The following is a 23,310-nucleotide window of genomic DNA, read 5'->3' on the forward strand; positions in this document are numbered from 1 at the left end:
AAATTCGCGCGCATTTTTTATCAACATTTTTGAAAAAAGGTATTTGTACATGTCGACAAAACTGGCTAACCCAGCACCGCTAGGTCTAATGGGTTTCGGTATGACCACTATTCTGCTCAATATTCATAATGCAGGATTTTTCCCAATTGACTCTATGATCCTAGCGATGGGCATCTTTTACGGTGGCCTTAGCCAAGTAATCGTTGGCATCATGTGCTTTAAACGCGGTGATACATTCGGCACAACTGCGTTTACTTCTTACGGTCTATTTTGGCTAACATTGGTTGGTCTAATCGTAATGCCTCACATGGGTCTTCCTGCAAGCCCTGCAAGCTTTATGGGTTGGTACCTAGCGCTTTGGGGCATCTTCACTGGTTTCATGTTCATTGGTTCTCTATGTTACCCAACAGCGAAGCAAGTGGTATTTGGTTCTCTAACTATCCTGTTCTTCTTGCTTGCTGCTCGTGATTTCACTGGTAGCGAAGTGATCGGTGCTATCGCTGGCTTCGAGGGTATCTTCTGTGGCGCAAGTGCAATTTACTTCGCAATGGCGCAAGTGCTGAACAACGAATTTGGTCGTGAAGTGTTACCTGTCGGTAAAGCAAAAATCGCTCGTAAAGTTGAAGCGGTTATCGCCTAAGCTGTTACTCATAATGAAGAAAGGGGGATTAACCATTGGTTAATCCCCCTTTTTTATGTCCTCAATCGGACCACTGCTTTTTCTTATTTATGTGATAACGCTATGTTGATGGTTGCTCAACAGTTTCTGCGCTATTACTGTCTGCTGTTGGTGCTTTACCCGTTTTACGTCGGTACTTATCTTCCCAGTAATCTGCGCCTTTAATGCCCAGTGCAACAGGGTTAAATGTAAAATCGGTCACACCACGTTTTTGTTGCTCTTCGTAGTCGTTCAGTGCTTTGAGTGCAGGCTTCGACATAAAGAAGATGATCAAAATACCGATGATGTTTAGCCACGCCATCAGTCCTACACCTACATCACCCATCGCCCATGCTAAGTTGGCGGTTTTCACGGTTCCGTAGAACACGGATGAAATAATGATGACTTTCAGAATAAACATCAGTCCATTTACTTTGAACGTACGACGAATGTAAGCAATGTTCGTTTCTGCAATGTAGTAGTAAGCCAGAATGGTCGTAAACGCGAAGAAGAATAGAGCGATTGCGATGAATGGTTTACCCACGCCAGGTAGTGCGCTTTCGATCGCCATCTGTGTAAACACTGGGCCATTTGCACCAATATCCGCTGGTAGGTTTTGAACCAGGAATGTACCTTCAATCGCACCATTTACGTTGTACGCGCCAGTGATAAGAATCATGAACGCGGTTGCTGAACACACAAGTAGTGTATCGATGTAAATAGAGAAAGATTGAACAAGACCTTGCTGAGCAGGGTGATCAACACTCGCTGCTGCTGCTGCGTGAGGACCAGTACCTTGACCTGCTTCGTTGGAGTAGACCCCACGTTTTACACCCCAGCCGATTGCTGCACCAACGCCTGCCATTGGTGTGAACGCGTCACCAATGATCATGCCGAAAATGCGTGGAACCTCACCAATGTTTAGAAGGATGATGACAAACGCAGTAATGATGTAAGCTAACGCCATAAATGGCACAACGACTTGGGTAAAGTTCGCGATACGCTTTACGCCACCAAAAATGATGAAAGCCAAAATGACACAAACAACCGTACCAGTGAAAATTTTAGCAAAACTGAAGGTACCAATAGCGGTTTCAATCATGTCACCTGAGCCAAATGCGGCTTCTACTGCGTTACCGATACTGTTCGATTGAACGCCAGGAAGTAGAACACCACAAGCAAAGATGGTCGCGATAGCAAAGATCCAAGCGTACCATTTTTGTCCCATTGCTTTCTCAATATAGTAAGCAGGGCCACCACGGAACTCGCCTTCGTCTTCTTCTTTATAAATTTGTGCAAGTGTTGATTCTGCGTATGCGGTTGCAGCGCCAAAGAAGGCTACGACCCACATCCAGAATACGGCGCCTGGGCCACCGAAACCGATAGCAGCAGCAACACCAGCAATGTTACCTGTACCTACACGGCCAGACAGTGAAACGGCAAGTGCCTGAAATGATGATATCCCTTTTGTTGAACTCTTCCCAGAAAGTAATAAGCGCCACATCTCAAAGAAGTGACGAATTTGTACAAAACGCGTCATGATTGAATAGAACAAACCTGCGCCAAGGCACAAATAGATCAGTACCGGGCTCCAAATAATTCCATTCAGAAAATCAACTAATGACTGCATGAGTATTTTCCCTGTTAGTTGTGTTTGTGGTTGTTTTTCACACAATACATTACCCTTTATGTAATGCAATTGTTAACTTTTTTGGCTACAAATCCTTTGTAGCGTGATGATGAACACAGAATGGAGAGCAGTTGTTAAAATTTGGTTCTTATTGCTTATTTGCTCCTTTTAGGTAGAAGATTTGCCTGATGATTAATTATGCAGCACATTGTCATTTAAATGTGCTGCGATTTTGATGAGTTAAAAATGCCAGTGGTTATGCATTTTGTGGAGTAAGTGCCTGCCTATTTTTTGTTCAGTCATGTCCTCAGGCGTAACGACAAAGGTTAAGCTCCGCATTATCCATTACTTTTGTTTTTTCACCTTTCATTACACTTGCTAGCAATTGACCTGAACCACAAGCCATCGTCCAACCCAGAGTTCCGTGTCCGGTGTTAGTAAAAAGGTTATCGTATTTAGTCGCGCCGATAATTGGTGTGCCATCAGGCGTCATTGGCCTAAAGCCGCTCCAAAACTCAGCTTGGCTGAAGTCACCACAACGAGGAAAAAGATCACGGATGACCATTTCGATGGTGTTTTTGCGCTTTTGTGGAAGGGAAGCATCAAACCCTGCTAATTCTGCGGTGCCAGCTACGCGAATTCTGTCATCAAATCGAGTCATAGCGACTTTATAGGTTTCATCCATCACAGTAGATCGAGGTGAGAAGTGTTCATCTTCCATCGGTATGGTGAGTGAATAGCCTTTGACAGGGTAGACCGGAATATCAATATCGAGTTGCTTGAGTAGCGCTGTAGAGTAGCTGCCAGAGGCCACCACATATTGGTCTGCTTTAAATTGTCCTCGGTTCGTTTGGACACCTATGATCTTTTTGCCTACTGTAACCCAATTGCTTACTTCAGTATCGAACTCAAATCGGACACCGTGTGCCTTAGCAAGCTCCGTTAGTTGTTGGCAAAATTGATGGCAATCGCCCGTTTCGTCATCAGGTAGATGCAAGCCACCAACCAGTTTGTCTTTCACAAGTGCAAGCCCTGGCTCTTGTTCAATACATTGTTCGACGTCCATTAGCTTAAATCGGGTTCCGCTTTGTTCAAGGAGCTGCATGTCCTTTTCAATGGCTTGCAGCTGTTGATGTGTTCGGAATACTTGCAAGGTCCCAAACTGACGTCCTTGATACTCAATGGCGTGTTCTTGGCGTAACTGTTCTAAGCAAATACGGCTGTGGTTAGCGATCGAAAGCATGCGAGCCTTGTTAACTTGATAGCGAGGTAGGGTGCAGTTCGCGACCATTTTACTCGCCCAGCGGATCATGTCGGCATTCAGAGTGGGTTTGATTTTAAGTGGAGCATGCTCCTCCATTAACCACTTAATGGCTTTAACAGGAACACCAGGCGCAGCCCAAGGCGAAGAATAGCCATATGAGATCTGCCCGGCATTGGCGAAGCTCGTTTCCATGGCACTGCTTGGTTGGCGGTCAATGACGGTAACTTGATAGCCTGCTTGAGATAAATACCAAGCAGAGGTTAAGCCAATAACGCCGCTGCCTAATACGATGACTTCCATTGATGCACTCCACACATTTATCAGAGTGCTCAGTTTCTTTTCTTTACCTTTTGTTAACAATCGATATAAATTACACACAGCGTTTAGAAAAACTATAGGCTCAAGGATGAAAAGTAATCTGATAAGTGGCTTGTGTCTATTTAGCCAAGTCGCGGAGTACAACAGCTTTACTGGTGCTGCAAGACATTTACACCTCACCACTGGTGCCATAAGCCAACAAATTATTCATTTGGAAGCGTTATTAGGTTTTACTTTATTTGAACGCCACTCTCGCGGTATTCGTTTAACCGTAAAAGGCACTCAGTTACACCAAGCGACGCAGTTTCACTTTTCGGAACTGAGCAAATTGCTTGATGAGCTCAAAGTAGAAAAGCAAACCAATGAAATTCGTTTGAAGTTGACGCCTTCTTTTGCTTTCAAATGGTTAGTCCCAAAGCTCGAAAGCTTCCATCATGATAATCCGGATATCCAAGTACAAATCTTTGCGGAAGGTGCGCTGGTAAATAGTGAGATAAAAGACTATGACGTCGCAATTGACTATGGTCTTCATCCTTATAGAAATGCTAACGCGGAGCTGATTTTGGATGAGCATCTGCTACCGGTGATGAGTCCAAAATACCTTGAGGATCATGGCTGGCTAAAAACGTTGTTTGGTGAGCAAAAAAACTCAATGCCAGTGAAGCAATGGCAAGAGGCGACGCTACTACACGATGCGATGCCATGGGAAAACGCGACGCGTGACTATGAGTGGCTATATTGGGCGTCAGCGATGGGGTTGGATTTTAAAACCGATATCGGACACTTTTTTAATCGAACGGATATGGCGATGTCTGCAGCCGAAGCAGGCGTTGGGATTGCGATGGCACGAATGGCACTGATTGAGGATGAATTGACGACAGAGCGTTTGGTTTCTCCATTCAAACCGATTCCTGCCAATGCAGGGTATTACTTGATCATGAACACACGTACGAATGCGACAGAAACGTTTCGTCACTGGTTACTTGGACAGTTGAATTAGCGTTTTATCTCTGTGATTCATCCCTACGTTATTTGTTGAAAAATTGGGCAATATAAGTTTTAAGCAAGGTAAGTGCTTTGCTTGCCGCTATTTGAGTGATGAAAGACAGGGAAGAACATGAAAGACGAAACGCTATCCATCCATTTTGGTTACGAAACTGACCCTACCACTAAATCTGTCGCGACGCCGATTTATCAAACAGTCGCGTACGAGTTTGACAACGCGCAGCACGGCGCTGATCTGTTTAACTTGGAAGTGCCGGGGAATATCTACACTCGCATCATGAATCCGACTAACGATGTTCTGGAAAAACGCATGGCGGCGTTAGAAGGCGGCATTGCTGGATTGGTCGTGAGTGCGGGGAGTGCAGCGATTAACTATGCAATTCTGACCTTAGCGCAAGCGGGCGATAACATCGTTTCTACGCCGCAACTTTATGGCGGTACTTATACCTTGTTTGCGCACATGCTCCCAAATCAAGGTATTCAGGTGAAGTTTGCTAAAGATGACAAGCCAGAAAGTTTGGCCGAATTAATTGATGAAAATACCAAAGCGGTGTACTGCGAGAGCATTGGTAACCCTGCGGGTAATATCATCGATTTAGAACGTGTGGCGGAGCTTGCTCATGCACAAGGCGTACCTGTGATTGTGGATAACACCGTTGCGACGCCAGTGCTTTGCAAACCCATCGAATTTGGTGCGGATATCGTAGTTCACTCTCTCACTAAATACGTTGGTGGGCATGGCACCACATTAGGTGGCGTGATTGTGGATTCAGGTAAATTCCCTTGGGCGCAGCACAAAGACCGCTTTCCTGTTTTCAACCAACCAGAACCTTCTTACCACGGCGTGGTGTATACCGAAGCGTTTGGCGAAGCGGCATTTATCGGGCGTGCGCGTACCGTACCACTGCGTAATACCGGAGCCGCATTATCACCGATGAATGCATTTATGCTTATGCAAGGGCTAGAAACGTTACCGCTGCGCATGGAGCGCCATACCGAGAACACACTCAAAGTGGCTGAATTCTTGGAACAGAATGACAAAGTCAGTTGGGTAAGTTATGCCGGATTGCCAAGTTCTGAACACTTCCATCTCGCCGAAAAATACATGAAAGGTAAGCCTTCTGCGATTTTGTCGTTTGGTTTAAAAGATGGTTATGACGCTGGTGTGCGTTTTTATGATGCTTTGAAAATCTTTAAGCGTTTGGTGAACATTGGCGATGCAAAATCATTGGCTTGCCATCCTGCATCGACGACTCATCGTCAATTGAGCGAAGCAGAACAAAAACAAGCTGGTGTGTCTCCAGAGATGATTCGTTTATCGGTGGGTATTGAACATATTGACGATATTCTAGCCGATTTAGAACAGGCACTAAACGCGTAAAACGATTCTGTTTTTAGCTTTGGGTTACCCATAGGCCAGCCTTTAAAAAAGCTGGCCTATTTTTATTTTATTGTTTAAATATCAAGGGTTTTAGTGTTTTTGGGTTGTGGTATTCCAAAAGCTCATGGTGGGTGAAATTTATTCCCTTGTCGCATTTGGGGTTGTTCCTGATGATGTGTGCAAATCTTACACATTGGAAGGGACTCAAATGTCTTACGTATTTCACCGTCATTGCCATGCCACGTTGCCAATCATCGATAAAGGTGAAGGTGTTTATCTATTCGATAAACAAGGGAAACAGTATCTCGATGCTTGTGGCGGCGCTGCGGTATCAAACCTTGGCCACAGTCATCAAGCCGTTAAAAAAGCTATGTTGGAACAGCTCGAGCGAGTGCCGTTTGCTCATACTGGATTTTTTACTAGTGACAGCAGTGAGCGACTAGCGGAATTGATTTGTCAGCATATGCCTGAGCAGTTCAACCATGTGTATTTAGTCAGTGGCGGATCAGAAGCGGTGGAGTCGGCACTAAAAATGGCGCGGCAGTATTTTGTGGAATCAGGTAAGCCAGAGAAGAAGCAATTCATTGCGCGTCAGCAAAGTTATCACGGCAATACGTTGGGAGCTCTGGCGGTCGGTGGTAATGAATGGCGACGTGAACCGTTCAAACCTATCTTGCATCCGAGTCATCACATTGCCCCTTGCTATGCTTATCGTTGTCAGCAGAGTCATGAGTCGGAATTGGATTACTCATTGCGAGCGGCGAATGAACTAGAGGCAAAAATTCTTGAGTTGGGGGCTGAGAATGTCATGGCTTTTGTCGCTGAGCCCATTGTGGGAGCCACCGCTGGAGCTGTGCCTGCGACTCAAGGTTACTTCAAACGTATTCGCGAAATATGCGACCAATACGATGTGTTATTGATCTTGGATGAAGTCATGTGTGGCGTTGGACGCAGTGGTAGTTTTTTTGCATTTGAGCAAGAAGAGGCAGAACCCGATCTGGTGTGTATGGCTAAAGGGCTTGGTGCGGGTTATCAACCTATTGGCGCGGTGGTTGCGAATGATCGAGTCTACCAAGCTATTGCCGGTGGAAGCGGTTTTTTCCAACATGGCCATACCTTTATGGCGCACCCTGTGGCGTGCGCTGCTGCCGTGGCAACCATTCAAACCATCTTCCAAGATGATTTATTAACGGCAGTGAATCAGCAAAGTGCTTTGCTGCGTAATGAGCTTACTTCTGAATTGGCCCATTTACCGTACATTGGCGACATTCGTGGTAAAGGCTTATTTTTTGGCATTGAGCTGGTGGCGGATAAAGAAAGCAAGGCGCCTCTGAGTAAAGCCACATTGGCAGACAAACGCATCAAACAGCAAGCAATGGAAAATGGCTTAATGTGCTACCCAATGGGCGGAACGATTGATGGCGTTAATGGGCACCATATCTTGCTTGCACCGCCATTCATTATTCAGCCTCACCATATTGATGAGCTAGTTGGCAAACTCTCATTAACGCTAAAAGAGGTAGCGAAGGAATGGAATTAGAAAATCGATGTATACGAGAGCCTATCGCTATTATCGTGGCCCCAAACGGTGCAAGAAAAACTAAGCACGATCACGCCAGCTTACCCATGACAAAAGACGAACTGGTTGCAGAGGCTATCGCTTGTCAAACGGCAGGGGCTGCCATGATCCATTTACATGCTAGAGACGCCAACGGACGTCATTCATTAGACATCGACGACAACATGGCAATTTACTATGCCGTGAAAGAAGCGGTGGGACAAAACATGATGGTACAGCTCACCACAGAGGCGGTGGGCTTGTATTCTCCGCCACAACAGATGGCGTTAGTTAAAGCTGTGAAACCAGAAGCGGCTTCTTTCGCATTGAGGGAGTTAATCCCTGATCGAGCAAGTGAGAAAGAAGGGTATGCCTTTTTCCATTGGGTGGCAGAAAACAACATCGTGAGCCAAATTATTCTCTACGATGCAACCGACATTGAACGTTATTTCCAACTGCGTGATGCGGGCGTGTTACCTAAAACGTATCAGCATGCATTAGTGGTGTTAGGGCGTTATCACCAAGCTCAACAGTCTTCGCCATGGGATTTACGAGGTTTGAATTTGGCGCGTTTTGTCGAGGAAGAAATTCGATGTGCCATTTGTGCTTTTGGCGCGCGAGAGCAAGACTGTTTAGCGAGTGCGATGTTACTTGGATTCGATGTGAGAGTGGGGTTTGAGAATAACCACGTCGATGTGGCAGGCGAATTAGCAATCAGTAACGCGGCTCAGGTGGAAGCTCTACGCGATGTGGCGCATCGCTTTGCTATTCCTTTACACAGTGCGCAAAGTTTGCGTTCAGCTTTGAAGTAAATCTGCTCGCGGAAAAGAAAAAAAGAAGAAAGGAAAGTAAAAAGGCTCCATCGGAGCCTTTTCGGTATTTGTCGTTAGTTCTCAGTTTGCGCTACAGGTTGACGAGCGGGATGTTTGATAAACACCGCGACAACAGCCGCTATCGCTAATGCAAAACAGTAGTAAGAATTGGCAACTACTTCAAGTGGCGATAGGTTGAATACGGAACCTAGCAGCAGTACTTGAGCACCGTAAGGCAACACGCCTTGCACCACGCATGAGAAAATGTCTAACAAGCTTGCTGAGCGGCGAGGAGAGACATTATTCTCTTCCGCCAGTTGGCGAGCAACGCTGCCCGATACAATGATGGCTACGGTGTTGTTTGCCGTACAGCCATTGACCATTGATACCAAACCTGCAATACCTAGCTCGCTTGCACGACTGTTCGCATGCTTAGAGTGACTAGAGCCAAACGCGTGGATAAGGCTACTAACGAAATTTGTTAGAAAAGCAAGACCACCTTGGCGACGCATCAGTTCACTCAAACCACCAATCAGCATGGATAACAAGAAGATCTCTTGCATGTTACCAAAGCCTTTGTATACGTCTTGGGCTAGATTAGTTAGTCCGTAATTGTCAATCGATGCCAAGCTCACGCCGCCAGCCAAAAGAATGCCAATCGACAGAACCACAAACACATTCACACCAGATACCGCTAGGATCAAAATAGTGATGTACGGCAAGACTTTTAGCCACTCAATATCGCCAGTTGCAGGCACTTGAGTCGCGGTGCTGTTGAAAGCGAACACTGCAATCGCGATCAACGCCGCAGGCAAAGCAATACGAATGTTCTCTTTAAACTTGTCTTTCATCTCACAACCTTGAGAGCGTGTCGCCGCGATCGTGGTGTCAGAGATGATAGAAAGGTTATCACCAAACATAGCGCCGCTCAGCACAACGCCTGCGGTTAACGGTAAGCTCATTCCTGCTGATTCAGCAATACCCAACGCTACGGGGGCAACGGCTGCGATGGTACCCATCGAAGTGCCCATTGCTGTTGCGATAAAAGCAGAAATCAGAAAAATGCCCGGTAAAATCATGCTGGTTGGAATAGCGGATAAACCAAGGTTCACTGTTGCATCAACACCACCAGAGGCTTTTGCTACCGCAGCAAAGGCACCTGCAAGCAGATAGATCATACACATTGCGATGATGTCTGGGTGGCCAACACCACGCATGAAGTGTTCGATTGAGCGGTTAAGTTTCTCTTTACTTAAAAGAAACGCAATGATGATGGCTGGTAATACCGCGATGGGTGCAGGCAGCTGGTAGAAGGCAAATTCCACGCCTTGCAAAGATAAGTAAGTGCCTACGCCAATAAATAGCGCAAGGAATACAATTAATGGGATCAGTGCGACCGCAGACGGTGCAACTGTTTTAGTAGTTTGTTGGGAACCGGACATGTAAACGACAATGTTAATGATAAGAGAGAAGAGCAGACTAATATCACATTTCTACATTGTCAACGTCTAGACGTCTAAATGGCCGTTTAAATTTTACACGTAAAGAAAAAGAGAAAAGCTCGTGTTGCGTATCTCACTGATACCACGAGCTTTAGTTATGCGCTAATGAAGAGACTGTCGTTATTGCATTGATTTGGCTTTTTTGCGTTTAACAATACCTAAAACCATCCACGTAAATAAGACAGCAGCAAATGCCCATACCAGATATTTGTATTCGGTGTACAGGTTGCTCAACACGCTTAAATGCTCAAATGCAAAGTGAGTTAACAAGCTGAATACCAATACCCAAACCGTCGCCGCGAGAGCGTTACCGAACAAAAACTCTCTACGTGGCATTTTCGCGATACCGCATGCAAGAGGCATAAATTGCTTCATTCCTTCAATAAAGCGGCTGACGACCAAGCACGTAGGGCCGTATTTCTGGATAGTCAATTGAAGCGTTTGCATCTTCGGGCCGGAAATGTAGCCTTTTTTATCCAACCAGCCTTCAAAGTAATAGCCGATTAGGTAACCACAGGTATTACCCAAAAAGCAGCTCAGCCACGATACCATCATTACCATACTTAGGTTCATGACTTGTTCTGACGAGAGCAAAGATGCCGCGATCATCAGTGATTGACCAGGCATCGGGATACCTATCCCTTCTAGAAATATACTGACAATCAGCGCAACGTAGCCGTATTGCTCAAGCAAAGGCTTCATTGACACGAGAAGTTCGTTAATCTGTTCCAAAAGCTTTCCCCCAATAAAAGCGGAACGAAGTTGGAGTGATACTCCGAATGTCCTATTGGGTCAATTCTTGTTTCTCACCATTGAGAAAAACTGACATGCCTCTGATAATTGCGCAGAATCAACCTGCAGCAGGCTTTATTCGCCGCCACGCTCTTTGGTAGCGGCGAATTAGGGAGATCCTTATGACTCTTTGGCTTTGGTGAATGCACCATACAAATCAAGGCGGCGATGACGTAAGTTGGTGACAGAGCCTTCGGTATTAAGCTGTTTCAACTTAGTCAAATCAACATCAGCGAAGATTATCATTTCGGTGTTGGCGCTTGCTTCTGTCAAGGTCGCATCGTGTGGAAAATAGATATCCGACGGTGAAAATACGGCAGATTGTGCGTACTGGATATCGACATTATCAACACGAGGTAAGTTGCCAACACTGCCACCAATTGCAACATAGCATTCGTTTTCAATGGCACGCGATTGGGAACAAATTCGTACTCGTTGATAGCCATTTTTTGTGTCCGTCCAGAAAGGAACGAATACAATTTGTGCGCCTTGTTCTGCTAACATTCTTCCCAATTCAGGGAATTCGCTGTCATAACAAATCAGTATGCCGACTTTGCCCGCATCGGTTTCGAACACTTGAACATTGTCACCACCGTCGATCACCCAGTCTCTTTGTTCATGAGGCGTGATGTGGATTTTATATTGAGCGTTAATTTCACCATCTCGTTGCAGCAAGTAGGCCACATTATACAGTTTGCCATCTTCGATAACGGGCATACTGCCTGCAATAATGTTGATGTTGTAGGTGACTGCCATCTGCGAGAAACGGTTTTTGATCTCTTCCGTAAAGCTAGCCAAAAAGCGGATTGCTTCAACGGAATTTTTGTCGTTTTGCAAGCCCATCAGCGGTGCGTTAAAGAACTCAGGGAATAGGGCGAAATCGGCCTTGTAATTCGCAAGAGAAGAAATGAAGAACTCAGCTTGATCGAGCAAATCCTCCAGGTCATTCATCGCGCGCATTTGCCACTGTACAACACCAATTCGAATCAGAGTCTTTTCTACATCGTGTACGGATTGAATATCCTCTTCGTAGAAAAAGTTATCCCACTCCAGCAGTGTCGCGTAACCTTTAGAAGCGCTATCCTCTGGTAAGTAGCCGCGCATGATTCGTTTTACATCGAAGTCGTTAGCAAGCTGAAAAGACAAAATAGGGTCATGAAGCTCACGGCGTTTTACTTTGTCGATGTACTCTGCAACGCTCAGTTCATCTGCGTATTGGTGGTAATTAGGAATGCGACCACCGGCTAAAATTGCTTTGAAGTTCTTACTACGGCAAAGCTCTTTACGCGCATCATACAAACGTCGACCTAAACGTAGCCCTCGATAGTCCGGGTGGACAAATACATCGAGACCATACATTGCATCACCGGTTACTTGATTCTGTATGACGTTGTTTTCGGTAATGATGTCGGTATATAGATGAGGAAGAGAAAAGCGGTTGTAGTCCACTTTAATGGTTAATGCTGCACCGACTATTTTGCCGTTATCTTCAATACAGATTTGGCCATCAGGAAACTGATGAATGAGATCCATAATAGTCAGCCGTGGCCATGAGCCGCCAACATCAGGAAACACTAAGTCCATTAGTTCTGCAAGCTCAGGGTAATCCGTTGGCTCAATGGTACGTAATGAGAGTTTGGGCGAATTGCTGTCCATATCTTTCAATCCATTTATCCTTTTGAAACAGTGTTAATGAGAATGCCACAATTTGGAGCAGACAGATACTGAAGTCTTTGAGTTGTTTTGGTTTACCAAAAGCATTTCAAGAAAACAATATTAGCTTAGTTTGCTCTTCAACCATTCGTAAAACGCCGCCACTTTCTTAGCCGATAGGCGATAATTCGGGATCATCACGTAATAACCATAACCACTCTGTAAAGTTAGGTTGAGAATATGTTGGATATCCCCTCTTAAAATAGAATTCTGCGCCATAAAATCAGGAAGTAAGGCGAGTCCTTTTCCCATTTTGACGGCTTCGTAAGCTAGGTAAAAATGTTCAAAGCCTACAGGTTGATAGGTAACGGGAGATTCTACAGTGTAGACAGCTTTAAATTGCTCCCATAGCTGAGGGCGAGTGATTTGAGGTATAAAAGGATAATTGCTAACAGCGTGCACACTCTCAATTGCAGGAGCATTTGTACAACCGACTAATAACAATGTTTCTTCGCACAGTAAGTGGCTGTATTCATAATGTGTGGATAATGGAAGGCAGCGAATATGTAAGTCACTTTCGTTGCTCGAATCTTTGACGTTCCCATCCCCAGTACAGACTCTTACTCGGATGTTAGGATGTTGCTGGTGGAAGTCATCAATATTAGGTATCAACCAAAGACTGGCAAAAGAAGGGGTTACGTCCACGGTGAGTAATTCTTGCTTTGAATCTGACTGGATTAAGTTGGCAGTTGCATGCTGAATAAGCTCCAAAGCTTCTGTGACTTGCGGCAGATAACGCTTGCCTTCTTCGGTTAACTCAATACCACTCGTCCCTCTTTGTATTAAAGGTAAGCCCACCAATTGCTCCAGCGATGCGATTTGTTTGCTTACTGCGCTTTGCGTAATACATAGGGCATCCGCTGCTTTAGAGAAACTGAGGTAATTAGAGACCGCGACAAACGTCCTTAATGCTCGAATAGAAGGGTATTCACTGCCTTTTAACATACTTCAGTTCCATTAAACTCTGCTTAGGCAAAGAGTAGAGTATTCACGGCTTGAAGCAAAGTAAGATGCAACGTATGTGTGATTAGCTTCCTTTCTTATAAAAACTAGCTAAGCGTTTTTTGACGGATTAATCTACAAGAGTATTTTAGATGTTTATTTAATTTCTTTGAAAAATCTACAAATTAACAAGAATCTTTTTCACATCAGAGATTAACCTCAATTTAGTATTGTTTATATAAAGTAAACAGACAGCTCTTTTTTCTATTTTTGTTCGGCGATCTTTAGAGGATTGTCAGTATTCTATAAAATTAAATATATTTTTCATTAATTTAAAGTTGGCATTGCATTTGCTCTTTACTATTCGAACCTTCAATGGAACTTATATTAGGAGAACGAAATGAAAAGCAATGTTGTTACTTTGATTAGCCTTTTTTCTTTAGCAACGTTTAGTACTTTATCACATGCTGCGGACTCCAACGATCATGGTGTATATGTTGGCGCCAACTACGGTTACTTAAAAGTTGATGGACAAGATGACTTTGATGATGACAGCGATGTTATTCAAGGTTTAGTTGGTTACCGTTTTAATCCTTACTTAGCGTTGGAAGGTGGTTACATTGATTTCGGTAGCTATGGTAATAACTTAGCAAATGCCGAAACGGACGGCTATACAGCGGCTCTAAAAGTTACTGCTCCCATTGCTGATCGTGTCGACCTTTACGCAAAAGGCGGTCAAATGTGGTACTCGACGGATTACAACGTTGCGGGCTTCCAAGGCAACAAAGATGATGAAGGTGTATTCGCTGGTGCCGGTGTTGGTTTTAAAGTTACTGATAACTTCTTAGTTAACGCAGAATATATGTGGTACGACGTAGAACTCAATGCGGAGAATGTCGCGAACGGTGCAAACACGGAAACAGACTTTAACCAAGCATCACTAGGTGTGGAATATAGATTTTAATATTGTTAACAACTCTAAGCCCTAATAAAAAGCGAAGCCTAAATAGCTTCGCTTTTTCTGAACTCAATCTAGTTGAGGATAATTGAGCGGTTTTTAGAATAATTGTTAGTGTCTTTTACTGTTACGCTACTATATTTAGAGCATTTCTAACATGACTGTCTAACCTTCTTACTAGTCTCGAAAAACAAAGTTTTATCACTCTATAAGTAATACTCGATAGGTCGATCGCTGCGCTACCTGACATTACATTCATGTGACCTAAAATACCGCGGACGTGTTCTGTATACTCGTTTTTTAGTTTTGAAATGTACGCCATAGCTTTAGCTAGTTGATCCCAAGCAGTAAGGCCTACGGTTGCTATTTGTTGTATTATATGACCCAGACCTGAAATTCTTAGTAAGGTCAAAATTGAAGAGACTATTTTACTTACCCAACCATCAGTCATTCGAGCATTATATCTATTGTTGAAGTCAAGAAATACGTTGCGTTCTAGGTAAGTTTGAGATTTGGGTTGTAGTGCCGACCACTCATTACTTGTAGCGGTATTGACATAACCCGGAACAGATTTTTTTCCTAGTCCATGAGCGCAGAAGTAGATGCCAGAACTTCCATCTAGCCGATACTCAATACCACCGTGAGTAAATGGCCAAAGAGGAGACATAGGAACTGGATCTGCACCATGAGTGCAGCGATATGAAGAATCTAACTCCCTTCTTGCGTATGGTTTAAAGCCAACTTTTGGTGCGCCAAAAGTATATAGGTGTACGCTATAGCCGTACTGACTCTTCACCCAATCTGCCGCTAATGAAGCAAGAGCACCACCTAAACTATGACCTACACAGTGTATTGCCTTCGGTGCTTTCATGTTCTTTTTCGAATAACCAGCGATGTATGCTGTAAGTTGTGGCTTTATCGTATTGAAGAGATTTACAAAACCTGCATGTACCCTGTAACCTGATGAGGTGCCTGATATCCCAATGTTTCCATCGGTCATAATGTCGCCGATGTTTGCTTGAGTGCCACGAAAGGAAAATACTAAAGTATCGGTAAACTCGCCCTTACCTCGACCTATCGCTACAAAATCTGATGTCATTCCACCAAATCCCATAAAGCCACTTGTCGTTCCTTTTTTGACATCATTCCTTAGATCAAATGTAAAAAACTTTGCTATATAACCACTAACGTTACGAACATTAGTTGCGAATACAGAATAAGGGATTTCTGCGATTCTAGATGATAGCTTTGGTGAGAGTGATTGCATTCTTTAATTTCCATATAAATCAGAGTCAATATATCCAAATAAATCACATTGACTATTTACGTAGTAGTCATCGTTTTCGTCATCATCAATTGAAAAAGCAAAGTACTTAAGAGGGTTTGCTGCATCACAGACTAGATTAGCCATATTGTTTTTTACGTAATCCTCTATTTCATAGCCATCGAACGAACCTTCCCAAATAATAACGCTTTCATCAATATCTAGTTCTGTGGTTAAAACAATAGTTACATAATGTTCAATAAGCGGGATCTTAACGCTCTCTTTGTTCTCATACACAGGAGAAAATTCAAACCGACCATTGCTGTCAGTAAATGTTGATAAGTCTATTGATTTTCCTGAAGCGCTTAAACCAATACTAAGACTAACCTTTTGGTTATCAATCGGCTTCCCTTTTTTTGTTAGCACACCATTGATTTGTGGTGTGTATTGGTTAACTTTATCGCTATTCAATATACTCTCTCCAAAACTCATATTAATGCTCAACAATATGATTGTAATAAATCCAACTAAGTAATTTCTCACATCGACTTTTTTCATTTTAAAAATCTATAAATGTATATGTATTGTGTGTTTTTACAATATTTAATGCTAACTATGTGATTCGTACTGCATTGCCCTTGTAACTTGTGAATTTGAAAATTACATTTTTAGATTTATGTTTATCTACTTGACCGATTTTTATTAGCATTAATAAAGTTTAAATCTGGAATACTCAGTCTACGCTAACCTTAGGTAGTTATATTGTATTGGATTTTTTAGGCTTTCATCAGGTAATGTGGAAGCAAAATAAACGAGAGCTATCGAATGGGAAAGAGCTCTATAAATACTAGGTTTCAGACAATGAAATCGTATTGAAAATAGTTAATTAGTCGCTTGCTCAAGAGGTGTTTTTATTACTTTACATCGTAATGCTAGATTGACTTGATAATTTATTTTTCCGCCAATTGTGATAACCAAGAACAAAAGAAAAGGCTTATTGAGTATCTTTTGATGGTTAGTGATAAACCCAAATTGTTCAACTTTAACCCATCATAATTCTATAACTTAGATTTAGCACTCGTAGTTGTTGATACCCCAAAAACTTAGAACACTTTAAATCGAAGAGCATATAGTACACACTTTTTGTCCTTGAATGAGTTCTTCTGAACTTCCATGTGTTTTTGGTGGTGTATTTATGAGCGTATCGCCTGTTACTTAATACTCAACGAGTTTTTAAATCGGTGTACGTTCAGAGTTATGCAGTAATGCTCGTGAAAAGTTATCAGGTAGCATGAGTGCGTGAGAAAAGAAGACAATGTGGATAGTGGATAGTGGATAGTGGATAGTGGGTTGTTGATACAAAAAAGGCCACCCGAGGGTGGCCTTTTCCAAACGTTTGGTGGAGCTGGCGGGAGTTGAACCCGCGTCCGAAAACCGTTCATCATTGGTACTACATGCTTAGTCGATCTTTAATTTCGCCACCCACCTGCGAACCGACACGCTAATGAATGACTAGCCTGAATTAAAATTCGCCGTTCATCTCTCAGGCGGGAGAATCCGGGCTAGCGCGTTTGGGTTTGATCCCTCGTTATTCCCCGTCTTACGTGCGGAAGCTAGGGCGAGAGAGCTCTTAGCAGGTTATTAAGCTGCTAGTGCGTAGTTTTCGTCGTTTGCGACTATTTTTTTGCGGTTTGTTAACGAGGCCTACCGCACCTCGGCATGCACCTCAGACTTCTGAATTCCCGTCGAATCCTAAATCAGCCCCAGGTAATATTCGCATAGTAACAGAAAAGCATTGGCTGTCCAGTACTATGCGTTTAAGTGGTCAAGATTAACGCAGCGCGCTCTTCATTACGCGTGCTTTTTCTCTTGCCCAGTCTTTTTCTTTTAGATCCGTACGTTTATCGTGCAGCTTTTTACCTTTTGCTACGCCAATTTTTAGTTTCACCCAAGAGCGAGACCAGTACAGTGAGAGGGCCGTTAATGTCATACCTTCACGGTTTACACGTCCGAATAGATTATCCAGCTCACGACGACTCATTAGTAGTTTACGCACACGTGTAGGATTCGCCACAACGTGTGTCGATGCCTGATTTAAAGGAGTGATTGTCATGCCACTCACAAAGGCTTCACCGTCACGCATAAATACGTAACTTTCAGAAATATTGGCTTTACCTTGGCGAAGGGCTTTCACTTCCCAACCTTGGAGCTCCAAGCCAGCTTCGATTTCATCATCGATGAAATACTCGTGGCGAGCTTTTTTATTCAGCGCGATAGTATTGCTACCCGCTTTTTGTTTCGTTTTTTTCTTTGCCATAATAGCGTCATTATACGGGTTGGATATCGGATAGGAAATCCTTTTATTTGCGCAATCGTGGAATAAAAGTAAAATTGGCGAGTAGCTTTAAATCTGTACATGTATCGATAGGAGTATGTATGAAGCAAGTCAGCCGTTCTGCGCTTGTGTCTTTTAGCGCCGAACAGATGTTCAATCTGGTTAATGATGTTGCTAAATACCCTGAATTTCTGCCTGGTTGCTCGGGCTCTAGAATCATTGAGTCTTCGGGGAATGGTATGGTGGCTTCTGTCGATGTGGCGAAGGCTGGAATCAGCAAAACGTTTACGACTTCAAATGAGTTGATCCCCGGTCAGGCAATTATGATGAACTTGGTGGATGGCCCGTTTAAGACGTTGCGTGGTGGTTGGATTTTTACCGCGCTAGATGAGCAAGCTTGCAAGGTTGAACTAAAGCTTGAGTTTGAATTCTCAAGTAAAATGATTGAGATGGCCTTCGGTAAGATTTTTAACGAGCTTACTAGTAATATGGTAAATGCATTTACTAAACGCGCAAAACAGGTCTACGAGTGTTATGAGTATTGAGTCAGATATGATTCACGTTGAGGTTGTCTATGCTCTTCCTCATGAACAGCGTGTATTTAACTTAGTGGTAAATAATCACGCAACGGTAGAAGAGATCATTCGACAATCCGGTGTATTGGAGTTGTACCCTGAAATTGATTTGTCCAAGAACAAAGTGGGTGTGTTTAGTCGTAACGTGAAGTTGGATGCGACCGTTCGAGATCGAGACCGAATAGAGATTTATCGTCCGTTACTCGCCGATCCGAAAGAGATTCGCCGTAAAAGGGCGGAGCAGGCTAAAGCCGAGGGAAGTGCAGACCCAGTCACCGGTGGCAAGCCTAGTACTGTACGTAAAAATAAGCAGGATTAATATAAACCCAATAGCTCATGTGAGTTACTCAAAGTTTGACTAACGTGATTTCTATATAATAAAAAACCTCCCAAACGGGAGGTTTTTTTGCAAAAGTCAGTTTACTGAATTTGCTCGTAAAATGCGTCACTTTTTGGAAAGTCACCACTGATGTCTGCGAGTGTGCCTTGGTCATTAAAGTTTACAATCAGATCTTTCTGTACTGGCTCGCCATGGCCAGGAGTATGATGATAGATGTAATACCAAGTGTTTGGATAGCCGTTTTCAATAAGCATTGGCGACCCTAATACGAAGCGAACCTGTGCTTTAGTCATCCCAAACTTTAATTTATCAACCGCACTTTGTTCTACATAGTTGCCTTGGTTGATATCAATACGATAAACCAGTCTTTCCAATACCGAACATCCTGTCAGCAATGTCATTGCTAATGGTACGGCAACTAACCACTTCTTTAATTGCATAATAATTTCTTAGTAACCTTTAAAATACTGCGCTGATAATAAACAAGCTCGACGCAGATGTAAAAAGCTATGCGTCGTATGGTAGACAATCTGACAACGAATTTTGAGTTGAGTTGCATTTATTCACCGATATTAGGCGGTAAATGTCACCACATGACGTATTAGTTAGGTGACGAAGAGCAAATTTCAATCGGAAGTAGGGTGATGGACGCTTTCAGCGGTGAGCAAAGCCTAGTGACTCGTTAGTCGGTTTTGGCGAATTCGCGTAATGCATCACCTGAAAAACGATAATACTCTTTTTCATGAATTAGTGTTGCACCAATTGAGCGGTAAAACTGACCTGCGGTAGGGTTACTACTTTCAGCTGTCCAGTCCAACCTTTGGCATCTACACTTGATCGCCAAAGATGCCAGATACTTCATTAACTTGAGACCAACCCCTTTTCCTCGAACCTTCGAAGATACGAACAGATCTTTTAAGTACATCTGCCCTGAGAGTTTTGGGGCAGGGAACATGATGGTATAAGATGCAAAGCCTACGACGTCATCATTATCGTAAACCGCAATGATATGAACGCCAGAATGTTCAGAGAAAACTTGGTTCTTTAGATAATGGACCAGATCGTGTTTTGATGAAGCTTTTTCTTTGAAGTAGTAATGTTCTAACTCAATAAAAATAGGGATGAGATCTAAGCAGTTGGTTTTGTGTATTGCTCTGATATCCATTTCTCATCCCTTGTCGATTTATTAAGCGGCGATAAGCAGTTCTTTTGCGTTTGCCAACGTTGAGTCGGTTATTTGACTACCCCCAAGTAAGCGAGCTAATTCTGCCACACGTTGTTGTTCATCTAATGCGTGCATTTGGGTTTCGGTTTGGCCTGCTTTGGTTTGCTTAGCTACAAACATTTGTTGATGGCCGCATCCGGCAACTTGAGGGAGGTGAGTGACACACAATACCTGAGTAGATTCGCCAAGCTTGCGTAGCATTTTGCCCACTACGGCAGCTGTTGGGCCACTAATACCTACGTCCACTTCATCGAAGATTAAACTTGGTGTATCTACTTTCTGAGCGGTGATCACTTGGATCGCTAGAGAGATGCGTGATAGCTCACCGCCTGACGCAACTTTTGCTATAGGTTGTAATGGTTGTCCCGGGTTGGTCGATACTAAGAAGCACACGCTGTCCATGCCAAGCGGCGATGGGTGCGTGTTGTCATTGCTAACTTCGATACTGAATACTGCTTTCTCCATGCTCAATTCGTGCATGCTTTGTGTGATCAGTTTGTTCAGTTCTTTTGCGTAACGGCTGCGTGATTTGTGCAGTTTTTCTGCTTGTGTTAGAAAGCTTTGGTACTTGTGTTCTACTTCTTGAGCAAGTTCATCTAAACGTTCATCGGAGCAATCTAACGCTTCTACTTGGGCCAGAAGATCTTGATGATGCTGGTAGAGTTCTTCTGGCATTACGTGGTGTTTACGAGCTACAGACATCACTTTAGAAAAACGTTCTTCTACATAAGCCATACGAGCTGGATCAACATCGATGCCATCTAAGTAGCTGCGTAATTCATTCTTCGTTTCTTCAAGTTGAATCATTGCTTCTGACAGCATGTTAGGTAGCTCAGATAGCTTTTCATCTAATTCGGCTAATTGAATTAGGGAGTGATTGGCCGATTGCAAAATACCAAGCGCATTGACTTCTTCACCTTCGTAAATAAGTTCGATGGCTTGCTGACAGGTAGTGGCGAGTTCACCACTGTTGGATAGTCGTTTGTGCTCTTGCTCGAGCTCTGCAAATTCTTCTTCACCTAGCGATAACTCATTCAGTTCTTTGATTTGGTATTCAAGCAACTGTTTTTGCGCCTGGTTTTGCTGGCTATTTTCTTTTAGCTGCTTGAGGTTATTATCCGCCTGACGCCAATGCTGGTAAGCACTTCGTGTGCTTTTTAGTAGGTTTAAATGCCCAGCATATTGGTCGAGCATGGCCATTTGGTGCTCACTTTTCATCAATTGATGATGAGCGTGCTGCCCATGGATATTGATAAGTAGCTGCCCTAGAGATTTGAGCTGTGATAGTGGAACAGGGCTGCCATTAATGAAGGCTCTTGAGCGGCCTTCTTTTGTGATAATACGACGCAAAATACACTCACTGCCATCTAGCAGATCGTTATCTTCTAACCAACGTGTTGCATGTAAGTTGTTGTCCAATAAAAAAGCGGCGCTAACTTCGGTTTTCTCTTCACCTTGTCGCACCATGCCGGCATCGGCTCGTCCGCCTAAGCAGAGCCCTAAAGCATCGATAGCAATGGATTTACCCGCGCCTGTTTCACCTGTAATGGTGGTCATGCCCTTAGAAAGCTCGAGTTGTAAAGACTTAACAATCGCAAAATTATTAACACTTAGATGAGCCAGCATTTTATTTACCTGTATAACTGAACAATACTGTATAAGAGAACAGTATATACTGTTTCTTTATACAGTAAAGTCGGGTAAGGAAAATTTTCTTTGTAGGCTGTTTTTTTGTGATGAAGTGGGAAAAATGAGCCGATGTGATTACAACGACTCATTAAAGTTGAACAGGTTACGGACGAGTTGGGTTAATCGTTAGTGGTTCTAGTGTGACGACTGCATTCACACCTGCACCTGGGTGATCCACGTATGAAGTGTCTTGCATTAGAGTGTAGTAAACGTCGACGAAGTCATCATCATTCGTGAGTACACCATCGGGGATAGTGTCGATGATCTTGTTCGTGATTTGCGGAATAATCGCGTAAGCCTGAACTTCTGGATCTGGAATCGCTTTCAATACTTCTTCGGCAACTTGAACAAGGAGTTTTGCCAATTGTTTATAGTCTGTGCCGTCATCTTGCTCCATGAGCACAATGTCTGCCGCACCCCAGCGGTAACGAGACCAGTGAATAATGATCTGATTTGGATAGTAATCTTGGTTATCGTAGTCTAAGTATGGAAGCTCCACCAAATCGAGAGTAGGTTCATCACGACTTGGATTGACGCCCGTTACGATAGCGTAGATTTCTGCCTTGCCAGAGATCCAAGGTTCTTTGTCATCGGCTAGACGGATCTTTTTCAACTGCGTGGTTTGAATTGGAGCCGCTTCGCCCACTGCGCTACTTGACAATAGCGGTGTATTTTGGCGTTGTTCATCAGCAATATATGGTTGAACTAAAGCTGGTTGACCGAGTTTTTTCATCTCAGCTTGCATAGCTTGCAAGCCTGCTTTTAGCTCTGCAGAGCTATTGTTATCAACGACAAGTACAGGTACCTCAGGGAGCTGGTAAACATCGAGTTGATGGATGTTGCCATACACATCAAATGCTTCGATGTATTGCCAATTCTCATCATCACCACTTGGTTCAAATGCAAATAATGGCTCGACCTCGCCACTTTGCCATGCTGTTATCATGGCTTCATTTGCCAAGCGAACTTCTAACAACTGATCAGAGTATTCAGAAATACCTTTCCAGCTACGAATTTGAGTGTCAGCTTGTACAAGCTGGCGGCTGAACTCTGAGTTAGGGTTTTGCTTAACAAATGCTGATACAGACACGTTAGTCTGTTGCGGAGTAATATCTCTTCTCAGCATGGGTTCAATGGCAGCATAATTCTCACTCAATTGTTGAGCTAGGGCCCGTTTCGTCTTAGTGATATCTTCCGCTTTTGCATTGGACACACTGTTGACTTGCGTTTCCTCTGATTGGCAGCCAATAAGTGCTAATGTACTGAGAACAGACAGAATGATGGTTTTCTTCATAATATGTCCTTTATTGATTGTATGAAATAGAGTTAATACTCTATTCATGGTGAGA

At 43.4% G+C, this 23,310-nt stretch carries 21 protein-coding genes and 1 other RNA gene; 8 read left to right on the top strand and 14 right to left on the bottom strand.

Features of this window, described 5'->3' with window-relative positions; genetic code table 11:
* Window positions 1-49: 49 nt before the first annotated feature.
* A complete protein-coding gene (locus tag R8N49_RS21440; protein WP_005381682.1) occupies window positions 50-640 on the top strand; it encodes an acetate uptake transporter in 591 nt (196 codons plus the stop codon).
* Between the two features lie 100 nt (window positions 641-740).
* Here the strand turns inward: R8N49_RS21440 and R8N49_RS21445 are convergent, their stop codons facing one another.
* Entirely contained in the window at window positions 741-2,288 is a 1,548-nt protein-coding gene (locus R8N49_RS21445) for an alanine/glycine:cation symporter family protein (RefSeq protein ID WP_005381681.1), read from the bottom strand.
* 307 nt (window positions 2,289-2,595) lie between these two features.
* A complete protein-coding gene (locus tag R8N49_RS21450; RefSeq protein WP_017820572.1) occupies window positions 2,596-3,852 on the bottom strand; it encodes a D-amino acid dehydrogenase in 1,257 nt (418 codons plus the stop codon).
* A gap of 106 nt (window positions 3,853-3,958) precedes the next feature.
* Between R8N49_RS21450 and R8N49_RS21455 the strand changes: the two genes are divergently transcribed.
* The 4 genes from R8N49_RS21455 to R8N49_RS21470 all read left to right on the top strand — a co-directional run bounded on the left by R8N49_RS21455 (window position 3,959) and on the right by R8N49_RS21470 (window position 8,626).
* Window positions 3,959-4,870: a LysR substrate-binding domain-containing protein gene (locus tag R8N49_RS21455; protein WP_132937057.1), complete on the top strand. Its 912-nt coding sequence runs from the start codon at window positions 3,959-3,961 to the stop codon at window positions 4,868-4,870.
* 117 nt (window positions 4,871-4,987) lie between these two features.
* Window positions 4,988-6,256, top strand: a complete 1,269-nt coding sequence (locus R8N49_RS21460) for an O-acetylhomoserine aminocarboxypropyltransferase/cysteine synthase family protein (protein ID WP_005381677.1) — start codon at window positions 4,988-4,990, stop codon at window positions 6,254-6,256.
* A gap of 208 nt (window positions 6,257-6,464) precedes the next feature.
* A complete protein-coding gene (locus tag R8N49_RS21465) occupies window positions 6,465-7,796 on the top strand; it encodes an aspartate aminotransferase family protein (RefSeq protein ID WP_042521241.1) in 1,332 nt (443 codons plus the stop codon).
* Window positions 7,787-8,626, top strand: a complete 840-nt coding sequence (locus tag R8N49_RS21470) for a 3-keto-5-aminohexanoate cleavage protein (protein WP_258489364.1) — start codon at window positions 7,787-7,789, stop codon at window positions 8,624-8,626. Before R8N49_RS21465 ends, R8N49_RS21470 begins: the two co-directional genes overlap by 10 nt.
* Before the next feature lie 74 nt (window positions 8,627-8,700).
* Here the strand turns inward: R8N49_RS21470 and R8N49_RS21475 are convergent, their stop codons facing one another.
* The 4 genes from R8N49_RS21475 to R8N49_RS21490 form a co-directional block, all read right to left on the bottom strand.
* Entirely contained in the window at window positions 8,701-10,068 is a 1,368-nt protein-coding gene (locus tag R8N49_RS21475; RefSeq protein ID WP_005381672.1) for a Na+/H+ antiporter NhaC family protein, read from the bottom strand.
* A gap of 180 nt (window positions 10,069-10,248) precedes the next feature.
* The gene (locus R8N49_RS21480) at window positions 10,249-10,836 is read right to left on the bottom strand and encodes a DedA family protein (RefSeq protein ID WP_258489372.1); all 588 of its coding nucleotides are present in this window, start codon (window positions 10,834-10,836) and stop codon (window positions 10,249-10,251) included.
* Window positions 10,837-11,040: 204 nt separating this feature from the next.
* Window positions 11,041-12,576, bottom strand: coding sequence for a bifunctional GNAT family N-acetyltransferase/carbon-nitrogen hydrolase family protein (locus R8N49_RS21485; RefSeq protein WP_025768871.1), 1,536 nt, complete (start codon window positions 12,574-12,576; stop codon window positions 11,041-11,043).
* A gap of 120 nt (window positions 12,577-12,696) precedes the next feature.
* Window positions 12,697-13,578, bottom strand: coding sequence for a LysR family transcriptional regulator (locus R8N49_RS21490; protein ID WP_025768872.1), 882 nt, complete (start codon window positions 13,576-13,578; stop codon window positions 12,697-12,699).
* Window positions 13,579-13,975: 397 nt separating this feature from the next.
* On the opposite strand from R8N49_RS21490, the gene R8N49_RS21495 reads away from it, so the two are divergent.
* Window positions 13,976-14,539, top strand: a complete 564-nt coding sequence (locus tag R8N49_RS21495) for a porin family protein (protein ID WP_005381668.1) — start codon at window positions 13,976-13,978, stop codon at window positions 14,537-14,539.
* Window positions 14,540-14,660: 121 nt separating this feature from the next.
* Here R8N49_RS21495 and R8N49_RS21500 read toward each other — a convergent pair whose 3' ends face one another.
* The 4 genes from R8N49_RS21500 to smpB all read right to left on the bottom strand — a co-directional run bounded on the left by R8N49_RS21500 (window position 14,661) and on the right by smpB (window position 18,114).
* Entirely contained in the window at window positions 14,661-15,800 is a 1,140-nt protein-coding gene (locus R8N49_RS21500; protein WP_318190090.1) for a lipase family protein, read from the bottom strand.
* Window positions 15,801-15,803: 3 nt separating this feature from the next.
* Window positions 15,804-16,355: a DUF6795 domain-containing protein gene (locus tag R8N49_RS21505; RefSeq protein WP_225466667.1), complete on the bottom strand. Its 552-nt coding sequence runs from the start codon at window positions 16,353-16,355 to the stop codon at window positions 15,804-15,806.
* 839 nt (window positions 16,356-17,194) lie between these two features.
* Window positions 17,195-17,562: a transfer-messenger RNA gene (gene ssrA / locus R8N49_RS21510) on the bottom strand.
* A gap of 66 nt (window positions 17,563-17,628) precedes the next feature.
* Complete coding sequence (gene smpB / locus R8N49_RS21515) at window positions 17,629-18,114, bottom strand: SsrA-binding protein SmpB (RefSeq protein ID WP_005381642.1); 486 nt, start codon at window positions 18,112-18,114, stop codon at window positions 17,629-17,631.
* A gap of 119 nt (window positions 18,115-18,233) precedes the next feature.
* Here smpB and R8N49_RS21520 point away from each other — a divergent pair, with 119 nt between their 5' ends.
* Together R8N49_RS21520 and R8N49_RS21525 are read left to right on the top strand one after the other, a co-directional pair.
* Window positions 18,234-18,677, top strand: a complete 444-nt coding sequence (locus tag R8N49_RS21520; protein WP_005381641.1) for an SRPBCC family protein — start codon at window positions 18,234-18,236, stop codon at window positions 18,675-18,677.
* Entirely contained in the window at window positions 18,667-19,026 is a 360-nt protein-coding gene (locus tag R8N49_RS21525; RefSeq protein ID WP_064376794.1) for an RnfH family protein, read from the top strand. The genes R8N49_RS21520 and R8N49_RS21525 overlap by 11 nt, the downstream gene beginning before the upstream one ends.
* Window positions 19,027-19,127: 101 nt before the next feature.
* Here the strand turns inward: R8N49_RS21525 and bamE are convergent, their stop codons facing one another.
* The 4 genes from bamE to R8N49_RS21545 all read right to left on the bottom strand — a co-directional run bounded on the left by bamE (window position 19,128) and on the right by R8N49_RS21545 (window position 23,255).
* Window positions 19,128-19,487 (bottom strand): outer membrane protein assembly factor BamE, encoded by a 360-nt coding sequence (bamE, locus tag R8N49_RS21530; RefSeq protein WP_017820585.1) that lies wholly within the window; start codon window positions 19,485-19,487, stop codon window positions 19,128-19,130.
* 242 nt (window positions 19,488-19,729) lie between these two features.
* On the bottom strand, window positions 19,730-20,212 hold the full coding sequence (locus R8N49_RS21535) for a GNAT family N-acetyltransferase (RefSeq protein WP_086046555.1): 483 nt from the start codon (window positions 20,210-20,212) through the stop codon (window positions 19,730-19,732).
* 21 nt (window positions 20,213-20,233) lie between these two features.
* On the bottom strand, window positions 20,234-21,898 hold the full coding sequence (recN, locus tag R8N49_RS21540) for a DNA repair protein RecN (protein WP_005383750.1): 1,665 nt from the start codon (window positions 21,896-21,898) through the stop codon (window positions 20,234-20,236).
* Window positions 21,899-22,064: 166 nt separating this feature from the next.
* Window positions 22,065-23,255, bottom strand: a complete 1,191-nt coding sequence (locus R8N49_RS21545) for a DUF3103 domain-containing protein (protein WP_005383752.1) — start codon at window positions 23,253-23,255, stop codon at window positions 22,065-22,067.
* Window positions 23,256-23,310: the final 55 nt, after the last annotated feature.

It is taken from the genome of Vibrio sp. 1978 (assembly GCF_033344345.1).